Genomic DNA, 15,835 nt, shown 5'->3' on the forward strand with positions numbered 1-15,835 from the left:
TGCCTCACTGCAGTTCACGCTGGCCGGAGACGAGGCCGAGCGCGCGGTTATAGGCGATGACGAGCATGAGCGAGATCACGAGCAGCACGATGCCAAGCGCGGCGGCGAAGCCGACGTTGAAGTTCGCCGAGATCTGCTGGTAGATCAGGATCGGCAGCGTCATGATCTGGAAGCCGCCGAGCAGGATCGGCGTGACATAGGCGCTGATCGCGAGCGCGAATACCAGCAGCGAGCCGGCGAGGATGCCGGGCAGGCTGAGCGGCAACGTCACCTCGAGGAAGGCGCGCAAGGGGCTGGCGCCGAGATTTTCCGCAGCCTGCTCCAGCCGCTCGTCGATCCGGCCGATGACGCCGGTCAGCGTCAGCACCATGAAGGGCACGTAGATGTGGACGAGGCCGACCACGATGCCGGTCTCGGTGTACATCAGCTTGAGCGGCTGAGCGATGAGGCCGAGCGACATCAGGGTCTGGTTGACCACGCCCTTGTCGGAGAGCAGCGTCATCCAGGCGAAGGTGCGCACCACGATGCCGGTCAGCATCGGCGCCAACACCGCCATCAGCAGCAGCGCGTGACCGGCACGGCTCTTGATGCGCGCCATCCAGTGCGCCAGCGGATAGCCGATGAGGAGCGCGACCAGCGTGGTGACCAGCCCGATCCGGATCGTGGTCCAGATCACCTCGAGATAATAGGGATCGCCGACCATGCGGGCGTAGTGACGCGCGGTGAAGGCGACCTTCGGCATCACCACGGGATTGCCGGTGAGCACGCTCATCAGCGCCATCAGCCCGATCGGCAGGAAGAAGAACAAGGCAAACAGCAGCGCGCTCGGCAGGATGAAGAGCGCAAGGCCGTTGGGACGGGTGGTTGCGGTGCTGCTCATCGCGTCCCCGTCTGGATGCGCGCGGTGTCCTGATCGAGCGGATCGCCGGTCAGTCGTCGCAGCTTCGCGGCCATCGCCGCCAGCTCGCGGCGGACGTTGGCGCGTTCGGCGGCGGTGGTCGCCTGCACGGAATAGGACACTGCGATGCCGATCATCTCGCCGGTCTCGCCGCTCTTGAGCGCAAAGCCTTGCGAGCCGACGCCCTCGATGGATTCATCGGCCGCCTCCGACACGCCGGTGCGGCGAATCTCGTCGAGGCGCGTGATCAACTGCTTGAAATTCTGCGGCGAGTTGCGCGGCAGCTTTGGATAGGTCGCGGGCACGCGTGCGCGGATGTCGTCGTCGGAGAGGCGCGCCAGCATGGCGCGGCCGTTCGAGGTCGCGAGCGCCGGCGTGCGCTGGCCGGGTGGATTGACGACGCGCAGGGGATTGGAGCCCGGCACGATCCGGAGCACGACCTGCTCATAGCCGTCGAGCACGGCGATGTAGCCGGTGTGGCCCGTGCGCGCACAGACCTCGCGCAACTCGCGCTCGGCCATGCTGATGAGATCGTCATGGGCACGGTGCAGCCGACCGAGCTCGAAGGTGAGCAGGCCGGGCCGGTAGCGGCGGGTGTGCGGGTCCTGCTCGAGCAGGCCGCAATCGCGCAAGGAGCGCAGCAGCCGCGAGGTCGAGCTCTTCGGCTTGCCCGTCAGCGCCATCACATCCGCGAACGACAGATCCGGCCGCGCGCTGGAAAAGCAGCGGAGGATCTCGATCGCGTTGGTGAGAGCGCTCATGAAGGCTGGTCCAAGGCAGTTCCAAATTTCGGAACCTTGTCCCAAATTCTAAGCCTGGCGCGGAAACGGGCAAGCGGAAATTTCCGGCAGGCTGGCGCCCGATTGCGCAGATGCGGCGGAAGGTCGCTTGCAGAGGTTCGAAGCGACGCATCGCAGTCGTGCGATGCGTCGCTTCTTCGTCAGGCCGCTTCGGCGGCGACGTTGCCAATCCAGTCGCGGGCGAGCGTCACGTCGGCCTGCGACAATTGATGGCCCGCCGGCAGGACCTTGTGCGTCACGCTGGCGCCGGCTTGCGACAGCAGCGCGGCGAGCTGCGCCGAGTTGCTCGCCGGCACGATCGGATCAGCCTGCCCGGACAGCAGCAGGACAGGTTTGCCGCCGAGCTCCGCTTTGGGCGAATCCGACAACGGCACCATGGCGCGCAGCAGGATCGCGCCTGCAAGCGCGTCCGGCTTCAGCAGCAACAGCGCGGCTGCGATGTTGGCGCCGTTGGAGAAGCCGACCGCGACAGGCGCGGCGATGCCGTAGCGTTGCCGCGCTTCCGTAACGAAGTCGCCGAGCTCGCGTGCACGCCGTCGCACGTCCTCCTCGTCGAATACACCCTCGGCGAGGCGGCGGAAGAAGCGCGGCATGCCGTGCTCGAGCACGCGGCCGCGGGGCGAGAGCAGGGCCGAGCCCGGCGAGATCATCTTGCCAAGGCCGAGGAGATCGTTCTCGTCACCGCCGGTGCCGTGCAGCAGCAGCAGAGGAGGGGAGCCCGCGCTGGTCGCGGGCTCGAAGCGATGGATGAATGCACTCTCGGTCACGACACGCTCTCCTCCAGGCTCGGCAGCACGTCCTCGATCTGCTTGCGATGCTGCTCGAGGAAGCCGGGCAGCTTCAGGTCACGTCCCAGCGTCGCGACGGGTTCGTCGACGGCGAAGCCGGGGATATCGGTTGCGATCTCGAACAGCACGCCGCCGGGCTCGCGGAAGTAGATCGACCGGAAGTAGTTTCGGTCGCGCTGCTCGGTCGGGTGCAGGCCGTGATTGCTCACGAGCTTTTGTGCCATCTGGCCCTGCTCGGCATCGTCAGCCGCGCGGAAGGCGATGTGATGCACCGAGCCGCCGCCCTGGTGCCCACGTAAAAAGCCCTTGGCCTCATAGATGTCGACGACGCTGCCTTCGACATCGCCCGCGGCCTTGAAGCGGATCACGGAGCCTTCGCGGCCGGTCTCCTTGAAGCCGAACACGTCGGTGAGGACGGCGGCCGTCTTCGCCGCGCTGTCGAGCAGCAGCGTCACGCCGTGGAAACCGCGGATCGCGTGTTCGGCCGGCACGTCGCCATTGCTCCAGCCGGGCTCGTTCTCCGCACCCGGCACGCCAACCAGCGCGAGCGCCATCCCATCGGGATCGGTGAAGGGCAGCACGGATTCGCCAAAGCGCTTCTCCAGCGCCTCGTAGGCGATGCCCTTTTCGGTGAAGCGCTGGGTCCAGTAGCCGAGCGAACGCTGCGGCACGCGGAAGGCGGTCTGATGGGTTTCGCCGACGCCGCGGCGGCCGGCCGGCACGCCGGCCCAGGGGAAGAAGGTCAGGATGGTGCCGGGGCGGCCGGTCTCGTCGCCATAATAGAAGTGATAGGTGCCGGGATCGTCAAAATTGACCGTCTTCTTGACGAAGCGCAGGCCGAGATCCCGGGTGTAGAAGCCGAAATTCCTGATGGGGTCGCCGGCGATCGCGGTCACATGGTGCAGTCCAGACATTGTCGTCCTCCTGAAATCGGGGAGCGGTCTTGCTCTGGGCGGAAATATCGTTCCGCTTTGGATTGGAGACAATCCATGCAAATATGACGGCTATGTCTACGATTTGGAAACAATCACCGGAGCCAGACCTTGGATAAGGTCGCCAGCCTCCGGGCCTTCGTCAAAGTGGTCGAAAGCGGCAGCTTTGCCGAGGCGGGCCGGCAGCTGCGGCTGTCGCGCTCGGCGATCAGCAAATACATCGCCGACCTCGAGGAGAGCCTCGGCGTCCAGCTCTTGAACCGGACCACGCGGCACGCCAGCCCGACCGAGAACGGCCAGCGCTATTTCGAGCGTGCGGTCGTGATCCTCTCGGAGATCGAGGCCGCCGATCAGGCGGTGACGCAGGCCCAGTCAGCGCCGCGGGGCTTGTTGCGCGTCAACGCGCCGATGTCGTTCGGCACCATGCGGCTCGGTCCGGTGCTGGCCGATTTCATGACGCGCTATGGCGAGCTTCAGCTCCAGATCGTGCTCAGCGACGATCTGCTCGATCCTGTGCAGGACGGTTTTGACGTGACCTTGCGGATCGCGGAGCTGGAATCCTCCAGCCTGATCGCGCGCAGGATCGTGCCTGTCCCCCGCATGATCTGTGCCTCGCCGGATTATCTCGCCCGTCACGGCACGCCAAAACATCCGCAGGATCTGCGCGAGCACGCTTCGCTGACCTACGGCTTCCTGCTCACCGGCAATCAGTGGAAACTGACCGGCGCCGACGGCGATCACTGGATCCAGCCGGCCTGGTCGCTCTGCGTCAACAATGCCGAAGTGCTGCGCGACGTCGCGATCAAGGGCCGGGGGCTGGCGTTGCTTCCGGAGTTCATCGCGGCCGACGCTTTGAAGAAAGGCGAGCTGCGGACGGTGCTGGACGACTATTCTGCGCCGCCGCTCGCACTCTATGCGGTGTATCCGCCGACGCGGCATTTGTCGGTGAAGGTGCGGCTGTTCATCGATTTCCTGGTCGAGCGTTTTGGTCGGGAGGACGCAGGCGTGGGGACGCGCTGACTTAAAAGCGGCGGCTCGAACTGACTTGTCCTCAGTTGCAGACCGAGGACTGAGTTACTGGGCCTCGGCGATCTTCGGTCCAGATGACGGCATCTGCGCGCTATTTGCCGAGGGCCGGTTCGACGGCGATGCCGGCTCCGGCGAACGGACAGCGGCGTCAGGCGGCGCTCCCTGGGATGGTCGACGGGCAGCGGTTGCCGGAAGCACGATCACTTTCGCTCCGACTTTCACCCGCTCATAAAGGTCCACGACATCCTCATTGGTCAGCCGGATACAGCCGGACGAAACTCGTTTCCCGATCGTATCGGGCTTGTTGGTGCCGTGAATTCGATATTCGGTCTCGCCGAGATACATCGCCCGGGCGCCGAGCGGGTTGCCGGGGCCGCCTGCCATGAACCGCGGCAGATAGGGTTGACGCGAGACCATCTCCGCAGGCGGATGCCAATCCGGCCATTCTGCTTTACGGGCCACAGTCTGCTCACCGGACCACGTGAAACCTTCGCGGCCAACACCGATGCCGTAGCGCAGTGCTTGCGTGTCGTTCAGGACGAAATAAAGGAACGTGTTCTTGGTATCGATGATCACGGTGCCCGGCGTCTGCCGGCTGGCGTAGTCGACCACCTGCCGAACCAATGCTCCGGGAACGTCAGCATCGGCTCTTGGTGGTTCGACCAGAGGCGCCGGGGCTGGAATCGGAGCCGGCGCGGATGCATGCGTTGGAGGTGCCACGTAAACCGGACTTGACGATGCCTGGGCTTGGGGCGCGGACGGCTTCCGTGCCGGCTGCACGCTGGCCGGGCGAGACAGCAAACCGTACCCCAATGCGGCGACGGCCACGGCGCCAATTGCAACTCTCGCAGCCATTGGCAGTGCGAGCGTCTCCGCCTTTCCACGCTTGGCCCGCTTACTCATGTCTTTCCCCAGGTCACCATGCCTGGAAGAGGTACCCAGCAAAATTTAAGAAACTTCGAAGCGATGTCGCTCAGACTGGAACCGTCAGCGATGGTTAACGCCGAACTCCGTGCGCTACCCGGCCGATGCGAGCAGATCGTCCAGCGCGCTGATCGAGGCCTTCTGGAGCGCGGCGAGATCGCGGGCGGCGCTCTGGCACTCCGGCGGGGACATCGAGGGCGCCGCCAGCTCGACCTCGCGGCAGCGCTCAAACAGGCGGACGAGGCCGAGCGCGCCGGCGGCGCTGCCGAGCTGGTGCGCGGAGCGCGCGAGCTGCTTGCGATCGCCGGCAGCGGCGGCTTTGGTGATGTCCTCGATCAGCCTGTCGCTGGTCTCCTGCAGCAGATGATGAAGCTTTGCGATCTGCGCCGCGCCCAGCAGCTCTTTCTGGTCGTCGAGGAAATGCCGGTCGATCAATGCGCCCGCGGCGAGTTGCGCGGCGGCCGGCTCGTCCTGGGTGTCTTCGATCGCCTCACGCAGCGCATTGATCAGGATCGGCTTGCTGACGACCTTGGCGATGCCGGCGCCGGCGAGCCGTTCGCGGGCGAGGGTGGAGACGTCGGCCGTCACGGCGATGATGCGCGGTCTCTTCGGCAAGCCGAGCTTGCCGATCCGCGACGCCGCCTCGACGCCGTCCATGTCAGGCATGTGCAGATCCATCAGGATGACGTCGAACGCCTGATCGCGGGCAAGCTCTATGGCAGATGCGCCGTTCCTGGCGATCGTGGGGTGGTGGCCGAGCCGGTTCAGGATCGCTTCGCCGACCTCGCAATTGACGGGATCGTCGTCGACCAGCAGCACGTTCAGCTGCCGCGATGGCGGTGGAAGCGCGCCTTGTGCAATGCCGCTCGCGGCGCGGCCGAGCGGCACGTCAAGCGTGAAGGTGCTGCCGGCGCCCGGCGTGCTCTTCACCGTCAGCTCGCCGCGCATCAGGCGCGTGAGGCGCCGTGCGATCGCAAGTCCGAGGCCGGTGCCGCCGAATCGCCGTGCAATGCTGTCGTCGGCCTGGACGAAGTCCTCAAAAATCCGCTCATGCATGTCGGGCGCGATGCCGATGCCGGTATCGCGAACGGTGATGTGCAGCAGGACATGTTTGTCGAGCTGTTCTGCGGCCGCCGTCAAGGCGATCCCACCGCGCGGGGTGAACTTGATCGCGTTGCCGATCAGGTTGAGCAGGATGCGGTTGAGCCTGACAGGATCGCCGTGCACGGCGATGTTGACCGTCGCATCGCTGGCGAGATCGAAGGTCAGTCCCTTGTCGAAGGCCTGCGGGCGCATCAGGTCGGCGGCGGCCTCGATCAGCTGGTCGAGGCGGAAGTCGCGCGTCTCCAGCGCCTCGGTGCTGGCCTCGAGGCGCGCATATTCCAGGATCGCATCGACCAGTGCGATCAGTGTTTCGCCCGATGCGGCGGCGGTGGCGAGGTGGCGCCGCTGCACTTCGCTAAGGTTGCCGTCGTCGAGCAGTTGCAGCACGCCCATGACGCCGTTCAGCGGCGTGCGCAGCTCGTGGCTGACGACGGCAAGGAAGCGCGACTTGGTCTCGTTGGCCTGCACGGCAATGCTGCGCGCCCGCTCGGCTGCGTCGTGCTCGGCGAGGGCCTGATCGCGCGCCTTCTCGAGCTCGGAGGTCCGCTCGATCACCTTGCCCTCGAGCGTTGCGTAGGAGTCGCGCAAGTGAGCGGCCATCCGGTTGAACTGGTCACCGAGCGCCTCCAGTTCGTCGCCGGTCCTGATCGCGAGCCGCAGACCGAGATCGCCGCTTCCGATCCGCCGCGCGCCCTGCGTCAGGATCTGGATCGGCACAGTCATGCGCCGGCTGAGCCAAAGGGACACCAGCACCGCAATGGCAAGCAGGGCGACCAGAAGAAATGTGGAACGTCCGATCGACGCATAGATCGGGGCATAGGCCTCGCTGAGCGGAAGCTCGACGAACACCAGCCAGCCGAGCGAGGGCACCGTCGCGTACGTCGAGAGAACGCGTTGACCTGACAGGTCCTCCCTGACCAGGCCGCCGGAGGGCGGGCCCACGCCGTCGAGCGCGGCGCGCACGTCCGCGTGGCCGGTGAGATCGCTGCGGCGTAGTGCCGGCCATAAATCCGGATGGGCGATCAAGACTCCCGTGCGGTCGACCACATAGGCCTTGCCGGTGTTGCCGACCCTGATCCCGGCGACGAGGTCCCAGATGAAGCGCAGATTGACTTCGGCGACGACCACATTGGGCTGGCGGCCGGTCCCGCGAGTGGCGAGCGTCATGAACGGTTCGGTATCACCGAAGAAGTACACGGGGCCGTAATAAGCGCGGCTTTCATTGGCGCCGCGGAAGGCCGGCGAGGTGGAGAGGTCGGTTTTGCTGCCGACCCTGTCCGCGACGCGGCGCGACACGCGCACCTGCTCGCGGCCCTGCGCATCGAGCTCGGCAATTTCCGCGATCGCGGGCGAGAGGCGCAGCAGGCGGATGGCGTTCAGGCGATCGTCTTCGTTGGTCGACAGCTCCGGAGGCAGGCGTGAGAGCCATCTGATCTGGTTTTCGATCTGACCGACGAACTGGCCGATCTGGATGGCCGCGGATGCGGCCTGCTCGCGCTGGATCGCCGCGAGGAGCTGCTTCTGCTCGCGATAGGAGAACCAGACGTCGAAGCCGGTGGTGATGGCGAGCGCGGCAAAGGCGAGGGCGACGATCGAGTAGAGATATTTCCGGAACAGCCGGCCGGGAGGCGTTCGCAAATGTCCCTGGTCGGCCTGCTCGTTCACTCGCGGATCTCGTCGGCGCGCGCAAGCAGCGTGAACGGGATCGTCAGTCCGAGCGATCGTGCGACGGTGCGGTTGATCAAAAGCTCGTATTTGCGCGGCGATTGCACCGGCAGATCGCCGGCCTTGGTGCCGCGCAGGATCAGGTCGACATAGTCGGCCGAGCGAACCTCCAGCGTCGGCCCGTAGCTCATCAGCCCGCCCGCATCCATGAAGTAATGAAACGGATAGATCATCGGGACGCGGTACTTCGCCGTTGCCGCGACGATCGCCTGGCGGTTCACCACCAGGAAGCTGTCGACGAGCGAGATCATCGCAGCCTTGGGCGGCTCGCAAAAGCGGCTGATCGCCCCGTCGATCTCCGCTGCCTTGCCGATGGGGGCGAGGACCACGTCAACCCCTGTTGTCGCGGCCTCCTGCTCGAGGGAGTCGAGAAAGAAGCGTCCGGCGCGAGGCGTGCTCGCCGGATTGAACAGGACGCCGACACGCGCCATGTCCGGCACAGCCTCCTTGATGAGCTGAAACCATTTGCTGCCCATCTCGGCGGTGCTGCTGGTGAAGCCCGTGACGTTGCCGCCGGGACGGGCGAGGCTCTCGACGAAGCCGTTGCCGACGGGGTCGTTGGAGGTCGCGAAAACGATCGGGATCGCCTTGGTGGCCGCCAGCACGGCCGCGGTTTCAACCGTCGAGCCGGTCAGGATGACATCCGGCTTGAGATCGATGAGCTCCTGCACGGCGGTCTTCAACCTGTCCGGTCCGCCGAAGCTCGACCGGATCTCGAAACGGAAATTGACCCCTTCGACCCAGCCTCGTTGCCTCAGGCCGGCGATGAGCCCGCCAAGCCGGGTAGTCGCAGCTTCGGTCATGCTCCTCTTTGTCAGTTCGTCGTCGAGCGGCAATGCCGTCAGCGTCGCGACGATCCGCATGCGATCCGGCGTTGCGCCGAGCACAAGCCATCCCGCGGCAGTAGCGCCCGCCAGGCGAAGGAGATCGCGGCGGGCGACCGCCGGCACAACGCGGGCAGGAGCGGGCCGCTCAGTCATGATGTTTCGCAAAAGTTGTCCCTGACCCCGTGCATATCCCGAAAGGCTAGCAACCACAATTGATGAAAAAGTGCTTGTGAATGTTCATTCGCAGCCATGCGCAGCCCGATACCGTATTCCGACGCGCCGAAAGAGTCGCTGTTTCGATTGGCGGCCCGACCACATCCGCGGTTATCTCTCCAATTCGGCGTCCGGCGAGTGCCTCTCTCGGCCGTCATTGCGAGGAGCCCTTGCGACGAAGCAATCCAGAGTCCCTCCGCGGAAAGACTCTGGATTGCTTCCGCCTTCGCCAAGGCTTCGGCGGACAAGTCGCTACGCTCGCAATGACGGAGGAGAGTGCGTTCTACCGCCGCAGCGTAAATTCGTTCGCGCCGCGCCGGTGCTCCCATTTCGCCTGCTCCAGCTCGGGCTGGTCGCATTCGACCTCCGGATAGCCGATGCAGAGATAGGCGATGAATTTCCAGGTATCTGGCACATCGAGAATGGCGTGGATGCGATCCGGATTGAGGATCGACACCCAGCCAAGGCCAATGCCTTCCGCGCGCGCGGCGAGCCACATCGCGGTGATCGCGGCGACGACGGAATATTCCGTCGTTTCCGGCATGGTGGCGCGGCCGAGGCCGTGGCCGATGTCGCTGGCCTTGTCCGCGAACACGGCGAGGTGGCCCGGCGCCTGTTCGAGGCCCGACAGTTTTAGCGTGGCATAGCGCGCCGCGCGGTCGCCCGAGTAGCAGTTGAGTGCATCCGCGTTGCATGCCTTGAAATCGTCGATCACGTTGCGGCGCCGTGCGGCATCGTCGACGATGACGAAGCGCCAGGGCTGGCTCAGGCCGACCGAGGGCGAAAGGCAAGCGGTCTCGATCAGGCGATCGATGGCGCCCTCGGGCAGCGGATCACCGCGAAAGCGGCGCACGTCGCGCCGCCACACGAACAGCTCGTGCAGGTGCCGGCGGAAGGTGTCGTCGAACTCGACCATGAGATCAGCGTCCCATCTGGAAGGCCGCGGCGACCAGCAGGATCAGGATCTCGCCCGTCTGCTCGAAGGCGCCGAGAACGTCGCCGGTCTGCCCGCCGATCTGGCGGATGGCGAGCCGCGCCAGCAGCAGTCCGGCGAGCGAGAGCAGGATCAGGCCGACCAGCGCCTTGCCCGGCCCCAACGCCAGGGCGAGCACGAGCGTTCCAACCGCGAAGGCGATGGCGACGCTGCGGCCCGGCGGCGATCCCGCGCTTGCGGAGAGACCATCGGGCCGCGCCGGCGGGACCAGCGACATGAAGGCCGGTACGCCGGCGCGGGCAGCGGTGTGCGCAGCGCACAGCGCCAGCGCAACCGCCGAGGGACTGGCGATGGCCGCGAGCGCGCTCCAGCGCAGGCCGAACGACAGGATCAGCGCGCAGACGCCGTAAGTCCCGATCCGGCTATCGCGCATGATCTCCAGCTTGCGCTCGCGCGTCCGGCCGCCGCCGAGCCCGTCGGCTGTGTCGGCAAGCCCGTCCTCGTGCAGCGCGCCGGTGATGAGGGCGGTCGTTGCGAGTGCGAGCAGAGCGGAGAGGTTCGGTGGCAATCCCAACCGGCTGGCGACCTTGTAAACGAAGGCGCCGGCGAGGCCGACCAGGAGTCCTGCGACGGGAAGCGCCCAGGTCGCGCGCGCGACGGCGCCGTCGGCTGCAGGCTTCGATGATGCGACCGGCAGGATCGTGACGAATGATGCCGCCATTCTGAGATCGGCGATGATGTCCTTGAGAAGATCCGGGCGCGGCATCATTTCAGTTTCATCGGCAAGCCGGCAACGACGAACTCGACCTTATCGGCAACATCAGCGACGACCTGGTTCATGATCCCGGCGGCGTCGCGAAAGCTGCGCGCCAGTGCGTTGTCGGGCACGATGCTGAGGCCGACCTCGTTGGTGACGAATATGACAGGGCTCTTCAAGCCGGGCACGGCGGTGGCAAGCGCGTCCACCTCGTCCTCCCAGTTGCGTCCGGCATGCATTAGGTTGGAGAGCCAGAGCGTCAGGCAGTCCACCAGCCGTGCGCCACCGCCATCGGTTGCGTGCAGCGCGGGCACGAGATCAAGCGGTACTTCGCGCTCGATCCAGCCGATTCGTCGCGCGCGATGCCGGGCGATGCGTGCTTCCATCTCTGCATCGTGCGCCTCGGCCGTCGCGATGTAGATCGGTGGCTGGGCCGGAAAGCTACGTGCAAGCGCTTCCGCGCGAGCGCTCTTGCCCGATCGTGCTCCGCCCGTGATCAAGATGACGGCCATGAAGGTCTCCTGTGGGCCTGACTAATCACCAAACGCGGCCAAAGACAAAGCCGAAATCAGGCGGGCAGGGGCTTGCGCTCGTCCCCCGCTTTGCGCAACAGGGGCGGGACAGGAGGCGGAAGTGGGTTTTGCGGGCGCAATGGTGGTGGCGATGGCGGTGGATGCCCTCACGGGCTGGCCGTCATGGCTGTTCGCGCGGATCGGTCATCCCGTGACCTGGCTCGGGCGGCTGATCGGCGCCATCGATACCGCCTGGAACAGCGCGTCCGATCCGCCAGCGCTTCGCCGCGCTGCGGGCGTCGCAGGCGCGCTTTTTGTCATTGCGCTCTCGGTCGCACTCGGCTGGCTGCTTCAGTCCTTGCTTGCCTCGGGCTGGAGCCAGGTCGTGCTCATCGGCGTGCTCGCCTGGCCGCTGGTCGCTCTGCGCTCGCTGCACGATCATGTTGCCGCCGTCGCAAACCCGCTGCAGGCGGGCGACGTCGCTGCCGCGCGCGAAGCGGTGTCGCGCATCGTCGGCCGCGATCCCTTAGCGCTGGATGAAGCCGGCATCGCGCGCGCGGCGATCGAGAGTCTCGCCGAGAACGCCTCGGACGGCATCGTCGCGCCGGTGTTCTGGGGCGCGCTGTTCGGCCTGCCCGGCGTTTTGGGTTACAAGGCGATCAACACGCTGGACTCCATGATCGGCCATCGCAGCGAACGGCACGAAGCGTTCGGCTGGGCCGCGGCGCGCATCGACGACGTCGCCAATTTCATTCCGGCGCGGCTGACCGGCTTTCTCTTCGTGCTGTTGGCACCAAGGCGAGCCGAGGCGCTGTCATGCATGACGCGCGATGCGCGCCGTCACCGTTCGCCCAATGCGGGCTGGCCGGAGGCGGCAATGGCCGGCGCGCTTGGCGTGCGGCTCAGTGGCCCCCGCGTCTATCATGGCAGCGTCACGAAGGAGCCCTGGCTCAACGACGGCGCGCGCGATCCGAATCCCGCCGACATCGGCGAGGGGCTGAACGTCTACCGCCGCGCCATGCTGCTGCTCGCAGGCCTGCTTGCGATCCTGGCCTTCGCGTGAAAGAACGGAGCATGCGCGAGCACGGTGGAAATCTCGATCTGGCCCAGCAGCGTTTCGGCGGCCGCGCCGAGGACTGGATCGACCTGTCGACGGGGATCAACCGGGTGCCTTATCCGGTGGGCGAGGTGAGCGCGCGTGCGTGGACTGCGCTGCCGTCGCGTGCCGAGATCGATGCGTTGCATCAGGCCGCGCGGCACGCCTACCGCACGAGCGCACCGCTCGTCGCAATGGGCGGCGCGCAAGCCGCCATTCAACTGTTGCCGCAAGTCGCGCCGTGCGGCCGCGCCCGCATTCTCGCGCCGACCTACAATGAATACGCCGGAGTCCTCTCGGCTGCGGGCTGGGATGTCCAGGAGGTCAGAGACCTTCAGGCATTGGCAGGCGCGGACCTCGCCATCATCGTCAATCCCAACAATCCGGACGGCCGGTGCTACGCGCCGAATGATTTGCTTGCACTGCTGCCGCGCGTCGGCCGTCTCGTCGTTGACGAGAGTTTTGCCGATGCCGTTCCTAATCTGTCGCTTGCGTCGGACGCGGATCGGCCGGGACTGCTGATCCTGCGCTCGTTCGGAAAGTTTTATGGCCTTGCTGGTCTGCGGCTTGGGTTCGCGATCGGCAATGGAGCCGACGTCGGCAAGCTCGCGGCGGCCTCGGGCCCATGGCCGATCTCTGGAGCTGCGATCTCGATCGGCTGCCGCGCCTTGCGCGACGATGCCTGGGCTGAGGCCACCTCGGCGCGTCTCGCACGCGACTGCTTACGGCTCGACGCGATGGTGCAGTCGCAAGGCTGGGCGCTGATGGGCGGCACGCCGCTGTTTCGTCTCTACGAGACGCCCGACGCGCTGGCCGCGCAGGAGAAGCTGGCGCGCGGCCAGATCTGGTCGCGGGTGTTCGCGAAAGAGCCGACATGGCTGCGGCTCGGGCTCCCCGGTAGCGAACCCGAATGGTCGCGCCTTGCCGAGGTTCTAGCGCGCTAGCGCAAGCAGGCCTTCGACATCGAGATGCTTTTCGATGTGGTCGGCGAGGGCCTCGAGCGCGCTTTCGACCCGGGCGTGATATGGCTCCCCGCCCGCGGGAATGTCGAGCTTCGCCAAAAACGCCTTGCGGAAATCATCCGACGTGAACAGGCCGTGCAAATAGCTGCCCTGCACGCGGCCATCCCTGGAGATCGCGCCTTCCGGCTCGCCGTTCAGTTTCGCGAACGGACGGGCGCGATCGGGCCCGTCGGTGCGACCGATATGGATTTCGTAGGCCTCGATCGGCTGATCGGTCGCGGCGTGTACGGCCGCGACACGCGTCAGCGTCTTCTGCGGGCTCATCACTGTCTCGGTGTCCAGAAGTCCAAGCCCCGGTGTGTGGCCTGCTGGACCTTCGATGCCTTCAGGGTCGGCGACGCTGTGCCCGAGCATCTGATAGCCGCCGCAGAGGCCAAGCACATAGCCGCCGCGGCGGTGATGCGCGAGCAGATCGATGTCCCAACCCTGCGCGCGCAGGAAGGCGAGATCGCCGCGGGTGGATTTTGAGCCGGGAATGATCACGAGCCTGACGTCGCCGGGGATCGCTTCGCCCGGACGGACCATGACGAGATCGACGTTCGCCTCGAGCTTGAGCGGATCGAGATCGTCGAAATTGGCAATCCGCGACAGCGCGAGGCACGCGATCTTGCACTGGCCGGGCTTGCGCGCGTCGCTGAGGCCCAGCGCGTCCTCGGCCGGCAACTCGCCGGCGCGCGCGAACCAGGGCAGCACGCCGAGGCCGCGCCACGACGTTTTCTGCTCGATCAGCCTGTAGCCGTCGTCGAACAGCGTGGGATCGCCGCGGAACTTGTTGATGACAAAGCCCTGGATCATCGCGGCATCATCAGGGTCGATCACCGTCTTGATGCCGACGAGCTGGGCGATGACGCCGCCGCGGTCGATGTCGCCGACCAGCACGACCGGAACGTCGGCCTTGCGTGCAAAGCCCATATTGGCGATGTCGGCCTTGCGCAGGTTCACCTCGGCCGGACTGCCGGCGCCTTCGACCAGCACCAGATCAGAGCGCGCCTTGAGCCGCTCGAAACTCTCGAGCACCGCGCCCATCAGCGACGGCTTCATCGCCGCATATTCGCGTGCCCGCGCGGTCGCAATGCGCTTGCCGTGGACAACGACCTGCGCGCCGACGTCGGTCTCGGGCTTGAGCAGCACCGGGTTCATGTCGGTGTGCGGCTCGACGCCGGCTGCAAGCGCCTGCAGCGCCTGGGCGCGGCCGATCTCGCCGTCGTCGACGGTGACGGCCGCATTGTTCGACATGTTCTGCGGCTTGAACGGAAGCACACGCAGGCCGCGCCGCGTGAAGGCGCGCGCAAGACCGGCGACGATGAGCGACTTGCCCACGTCAGAGCCGGCCCCCTGGATCATCAGCGCGCGTGCCATCGAATTCAGAACTCGACGCCGGCCTGCGCCTTGATGCCGGAGCGGAACGGATGTTTCACCAGCGTCATCTCGGTGACGAGGTCGGCGATCTCGATCAGCTCGTCCTTGGCGTTGCGTCCGGTGAGCACGACATGCGTCATCTCAGGCTTCTGCGTCGTCAGGAACTCGACCACCTCGGCGATCTCGAGATAGTCGTAGCGCAGCGCGATGTTGATCTCGTCGAGCACGACCATGCGCAAATTCGGATCGAGGATCAGCTCCTTGGCCTTCTCCCAGCCGGCGCGCGCGGCGGCGATGTCGCGGGCACGATCCTGCGTCTCCCAGGTGAAACCTTCGCCCATGGCGTGGAACTGGCAGAGGTCGCCGAAATGGCCGGTGAGCAGGCGCCGCTCGCCGGTATCCCAGGCGCCCTTGATGAACTGCACGACCGCGCAAGGGAAGCCGTGCGCCACGCAGCGGACGATCATGCCGAAGGCGGAAGAGGACTTGCCCTTGCCGGCGCCCGTATGAACGATGATGAGGCCCTTTTCGCCGGTCTTGGTCGCCATGATCTTGTCACGGGCAGCCTTCTTCTTCGCCATTTTCTGGGCGTGGCGGGCGTCGGTTTGCTCGTCCGTTTGGGTATCCGGTTCAGGCGTCATCGGTCCCGGTCCTTCGGCTTGACAAGAGGCGGCCGGGGGCAAATGGTGGCCCGGCGTTGGTTCCTGTCCTATGACAGGCGAAGAGGGAATGCGATAGGGTCCGAATCGGCAAGATTTGGGTCCAAAATGCAGCCGCCCCCGCGACCGTGACCGGAGAGATGCCCGAAGCCACTGATTCCCTAGGGAATCGGGAAGGCGGGGATCGAAGGGCAAAACCCTGCTCCGCAAGCCGGGAGACCTGCCAGCGCGGACGAGTTTTGGACCGGCGGACGGG

General features: G+C 66.1%; 15 protein-coding genes and 1 riboswitch. Of the genes, 3 read left to right on the forward strand and 12 right to left on the reverse strand.

Annotated features, from left to right (window positions below; genetic code table 11):
* Positions 1-4: 4 nt before the first annotated feature.
* From IQ16_RS06860 to IQ16_RS06875, 4 genes are all read right to left on the reverse strand, one after another.
* On the reverse strand, positions 5-880 hold the full coding sequence (locus tag IQ16_RS06860; protein ID WP_018647651.1) for an ABC transporter permease: 876 nt from the start codon (positions 878-880) through the stop codon (positions 5-7).
* Positions 877-1,659 carry an IclR family transcriptional regulator gene (locus IQ16_RS06865; protein WP_018647650.1) on the reverse strand — a complete coding sequence of 261 codons (783 nt, stop codon included), beginning with the start codon at positions 1,657-1,659 and terminating at the stop codon, positions 877-879. The genes IQ16_RS06860 and IQ16_RS06865 overlap by 4 nt, the downstream gene beginning before the upstream one ends.
* Before the next feature lie 179 nt (positions 1,660-1,838).
* Entirely contained in the window at positions 1,839-2,465 is a 627-nt protein-coding gene (locus IQ16_RS06870; RefSeq protein ID WP_018647649.1) for an alpha/beta hydrolase, read from the reverse strand.
* A complete protein-coding gene (locus IQ16_RS06875; protein ID WP_018647648.1) occupies positions 2,462-3,400 on the reverse strand; it encodes a ring-cleaving dioxygenase in 939 nt (312 codons plus the stop codon). Before IQ16_RS06875 ends, IQ16_RS06870 begins: the two co-directional genes overlap by 4 nt.
* A 129-nt stretch (positions 3,401-3,529) precedes the next feature.
* Here IQ16_RS06875 and IQ16_RS06880 point away from each other — a divergent pair, with 129 nt between their 5' ends.
* Positions 3,530-4,438 carry a LysR family transcriptional regulator gene (locus IQ16_RS06880; RefSeq protein ID WP_145831320.1) on the forward strand — a complete coding sequence of 303 codons (909 nt, stop codon included), beginning with the start codon at positions 3,530-3,532 and terminating at the stop codon, positions 4,436-4,438.
* Positions 4,439-4,492: 54 nt separating this feature from the next.
* Here IQ16_RS06880 and IQ16_RS06885 read toward each other — a convergent pair whose 3' ends face one another.
* The 6 genes from IQ16_RS06885 to cobU form a co-directional block, all read right to left on the reverse strand.
* A complete protein-coding gene (locus tag IQ16_RS06885) occupies positions 4,493-5,350 on the reverse strand; it encodes a L,D-transpeptidase (protein WP_026312753.1) in 858 nt (285 codons plus the stop codon).
* A 114-nt stretch (positions 5,351-5,464) separates the two neighbouring features.
* The gene (locus IQ16_RS06890; RefSeq protein ID WP_018647645.1) at positions 5,465-8,140 is read right to left on the reverse strand and encodes a hybrid sensor histidine kinase/response regulator; all 2,676 of its coding nucleotides are present in this window, start codon (positions 8,138-8,140) and stop codon (positions 5,465-5,467) included.
* Positions 8,137-9,180 carry an ABC transporter substrate-binding protein gene (locus tag IQ16_RS06895; protein ID WP_026312752.1) on the reverse strand — a complete coding sequence of 348 codons (1,044 nt, stop codon included), beginning with the start codon at positions 9,178-9,180 and terminating at the stop codon, positions 8,137-8,139. The genes IQ16_RS06890 and IQ16_RS06895 overlap by 4 nt, the downstream gene beginning before the upstream one ends.
* Before the next feature lie 343 nt (positions 9,181-9,523).
* Entirely contained in the window at positions 9,524-10,156 is a 633-nt protein-coding gene (gene bluB / locus IQ16_RS06900; RefSeq protein WP_018647643.1) for a 5,6-dimethylbenzimidazole synthase, read from the reverse strand.
* Between the two features lie 4 nt (positions 10,157-10,160).
* Entirely contained in the window at positions 10,161-10,943 is a 783-nt protein-coding gene (gene cobS, locus IQ16_RS06905) for an adenosylcobinamide-GDP ribazoletransferase (protein WP_018647642.1), read from the reverse strand.
* Positions 10,940-11,443, reverse strand: a complete 504-nt coding sequence (cobU, locus tag IQ16_RS06910; RefSeq protein ID WP_018647641.1) for a bifunctional adenosylcobinamide kinase/adenosylcobinamide-phosphate guanylyltransferase — start codon at positions 11,441-11,443, stop codon at positions 10,940-10,942. The genes cobS and cobU overlap by 4 nt, the downstream gene beginning before the upstream one ends.
* Positions 11,444-11,564: 121 nt before the next feature.
* Between cobU and cbiB the strand changes: the two genes are divergently transcribed.
* Positions 11,565-12,506 (forward strand): adenosylcobinamide-phosphate synthase CbiB, encoded by a 942-nt coding sequence (gene cbiB / locus IQ16_RS06915; protein WP_026312751.1) that lies wholly within the window; start codon positions 11,565-11,567, stop codon positions 12,504-12,506.
* A gap of 11 nt (positions 12,507-12,517) precedes the next feature.
* Complete coding sequence (gene cobD, locus IQ16_RS06920; RefSeq protein ID WP_018647639.1) at positions 12,518-13,483, forward strand: threonine-phosphate decarboxylase CobD; 966 nt, start codon at positions 12,518-12,520, stop codon at positions 13,481-13,483.
* On the opposite strand, the gene IQ16_RS06925 is transcribed toward cobD, so the two are convergent.
* Complete coding sequence (locus tag IQ16_RS06925) at positions 13,472-14,920, reverse strand: cobyric acid synthase (RefSeq protein ID WP_018647638.1); 1,449 nt, start codon at positions 14,918-14,920, stop codon at positions 13,472-13,474. The two genes, cobD and IQ16_RS06925, sit on opposite strands and share 12 nt — an antisense overlap.
* 5 nt (positions 14,921-14,925) lie before the next feature.
* Positions 14,926-15,561, reverse strand: coding sequence for a cob(I)yrinic acid a,c-diamide adenosyltransferase (cobO, locus tag IQ16_RS06930; protein ID WP_018647637.1), 636 nt, complete (start codon positions 15,559-15,561; stop codon positions 14,926-14,928).
* A gap of 40 nt (positions 15,562-15,601) precedes the next feature.
* A riboswitch (cobalamin riboswitch) is annotated at positions 15,602-15,821 on the forward strand.
* Positions 15,822-15,835 lie beyond the last annotated feature (14 nt).

This window comes from Bradyrhizobium huanghuaihaiense (assembly GCF_007830635.1).
Lineage (GTDB): Bacteria > Pseudomonadota > Alphaproteobacteria > Rhizobiales > Xanthobacteraceae > Bradyrhizobium > Bradyrhizobium huanghuaihaiense.

Coding starts and splice junctions, on each gene's coding strand:
- bluB (WP_018647643.1), bottom strand. CDS start 10,156: ATGGTCGAGTTCGACGACACCTTCCGCCGGCACCTGCACGAGCTGTTC.
- cobO (WP_018647637.1), bottom strand. CDS start 15,561: ATGACGCCTGAACCGGATACCCAAACGGACGAGCAAACCGACGCCCGC.
- IQ16_RS06865 (WP_018647650.1), bottom strand. CDS start 1,659: ATGAGCGCTCTCACCAACGCGATCGAGATCCTCCGCTGCTTTTCCAGC.
- IQ16_RS06875 (WP_018647648.1), bottom strand. CDS start 3,400: ATGTCTGGACTGCACCATGTGACCGCGATCGCCGGCGACCCCATCAGG.
- cobS (WP_018647642.1), bottom strand. CDS start 10,943: ATGATGCCGCGCCCGGATCTTCTCAAGGACATCATCGCCGATCTCAGA.
- cobD (WP_018647639.1), top strand. CDS start 12,518: ATGCGCGAGCACGGTGGAAATCTCGATCTGGCCCAGCAGCGTTTCGGC.
- IQ16_RS06885 (WP_026312753.1), bottom strand. CDS start 5,350: ATGAGTAAGCGGGCCAAGCGTGGAAAGGCGGAGACGCTCGCACTGCCA.
- IQ16_RS06860 (WP_018647651.1), bottom strand. CDS start 880: ATGAGCAGCACCGCAACCACCCGTCCCAACGGCCTTGCGCTCTTCATC.
- IQ16_RS06895 (WP_026312752.1), bottom strand. CDS start 9,180: ATGACTGAGCGGCCCGCTCCTGCCCGCGTTGTGCCGGCGGTCGCCCGC.
- cobU (WP_018647641.1), bottom strand. CDS start 11,443: ATGGCCGTCATCTTGATCACGGGCGGAGCACGATCGGGCAAGAGCGCT.
- IQ16_RS06925 (WP_018647638.1), bottom strand. CDS start 14,920: ATGGCACGCGCGCTGATGATCCAGGGGGCCGGCTCTGACGTGGGCAAG.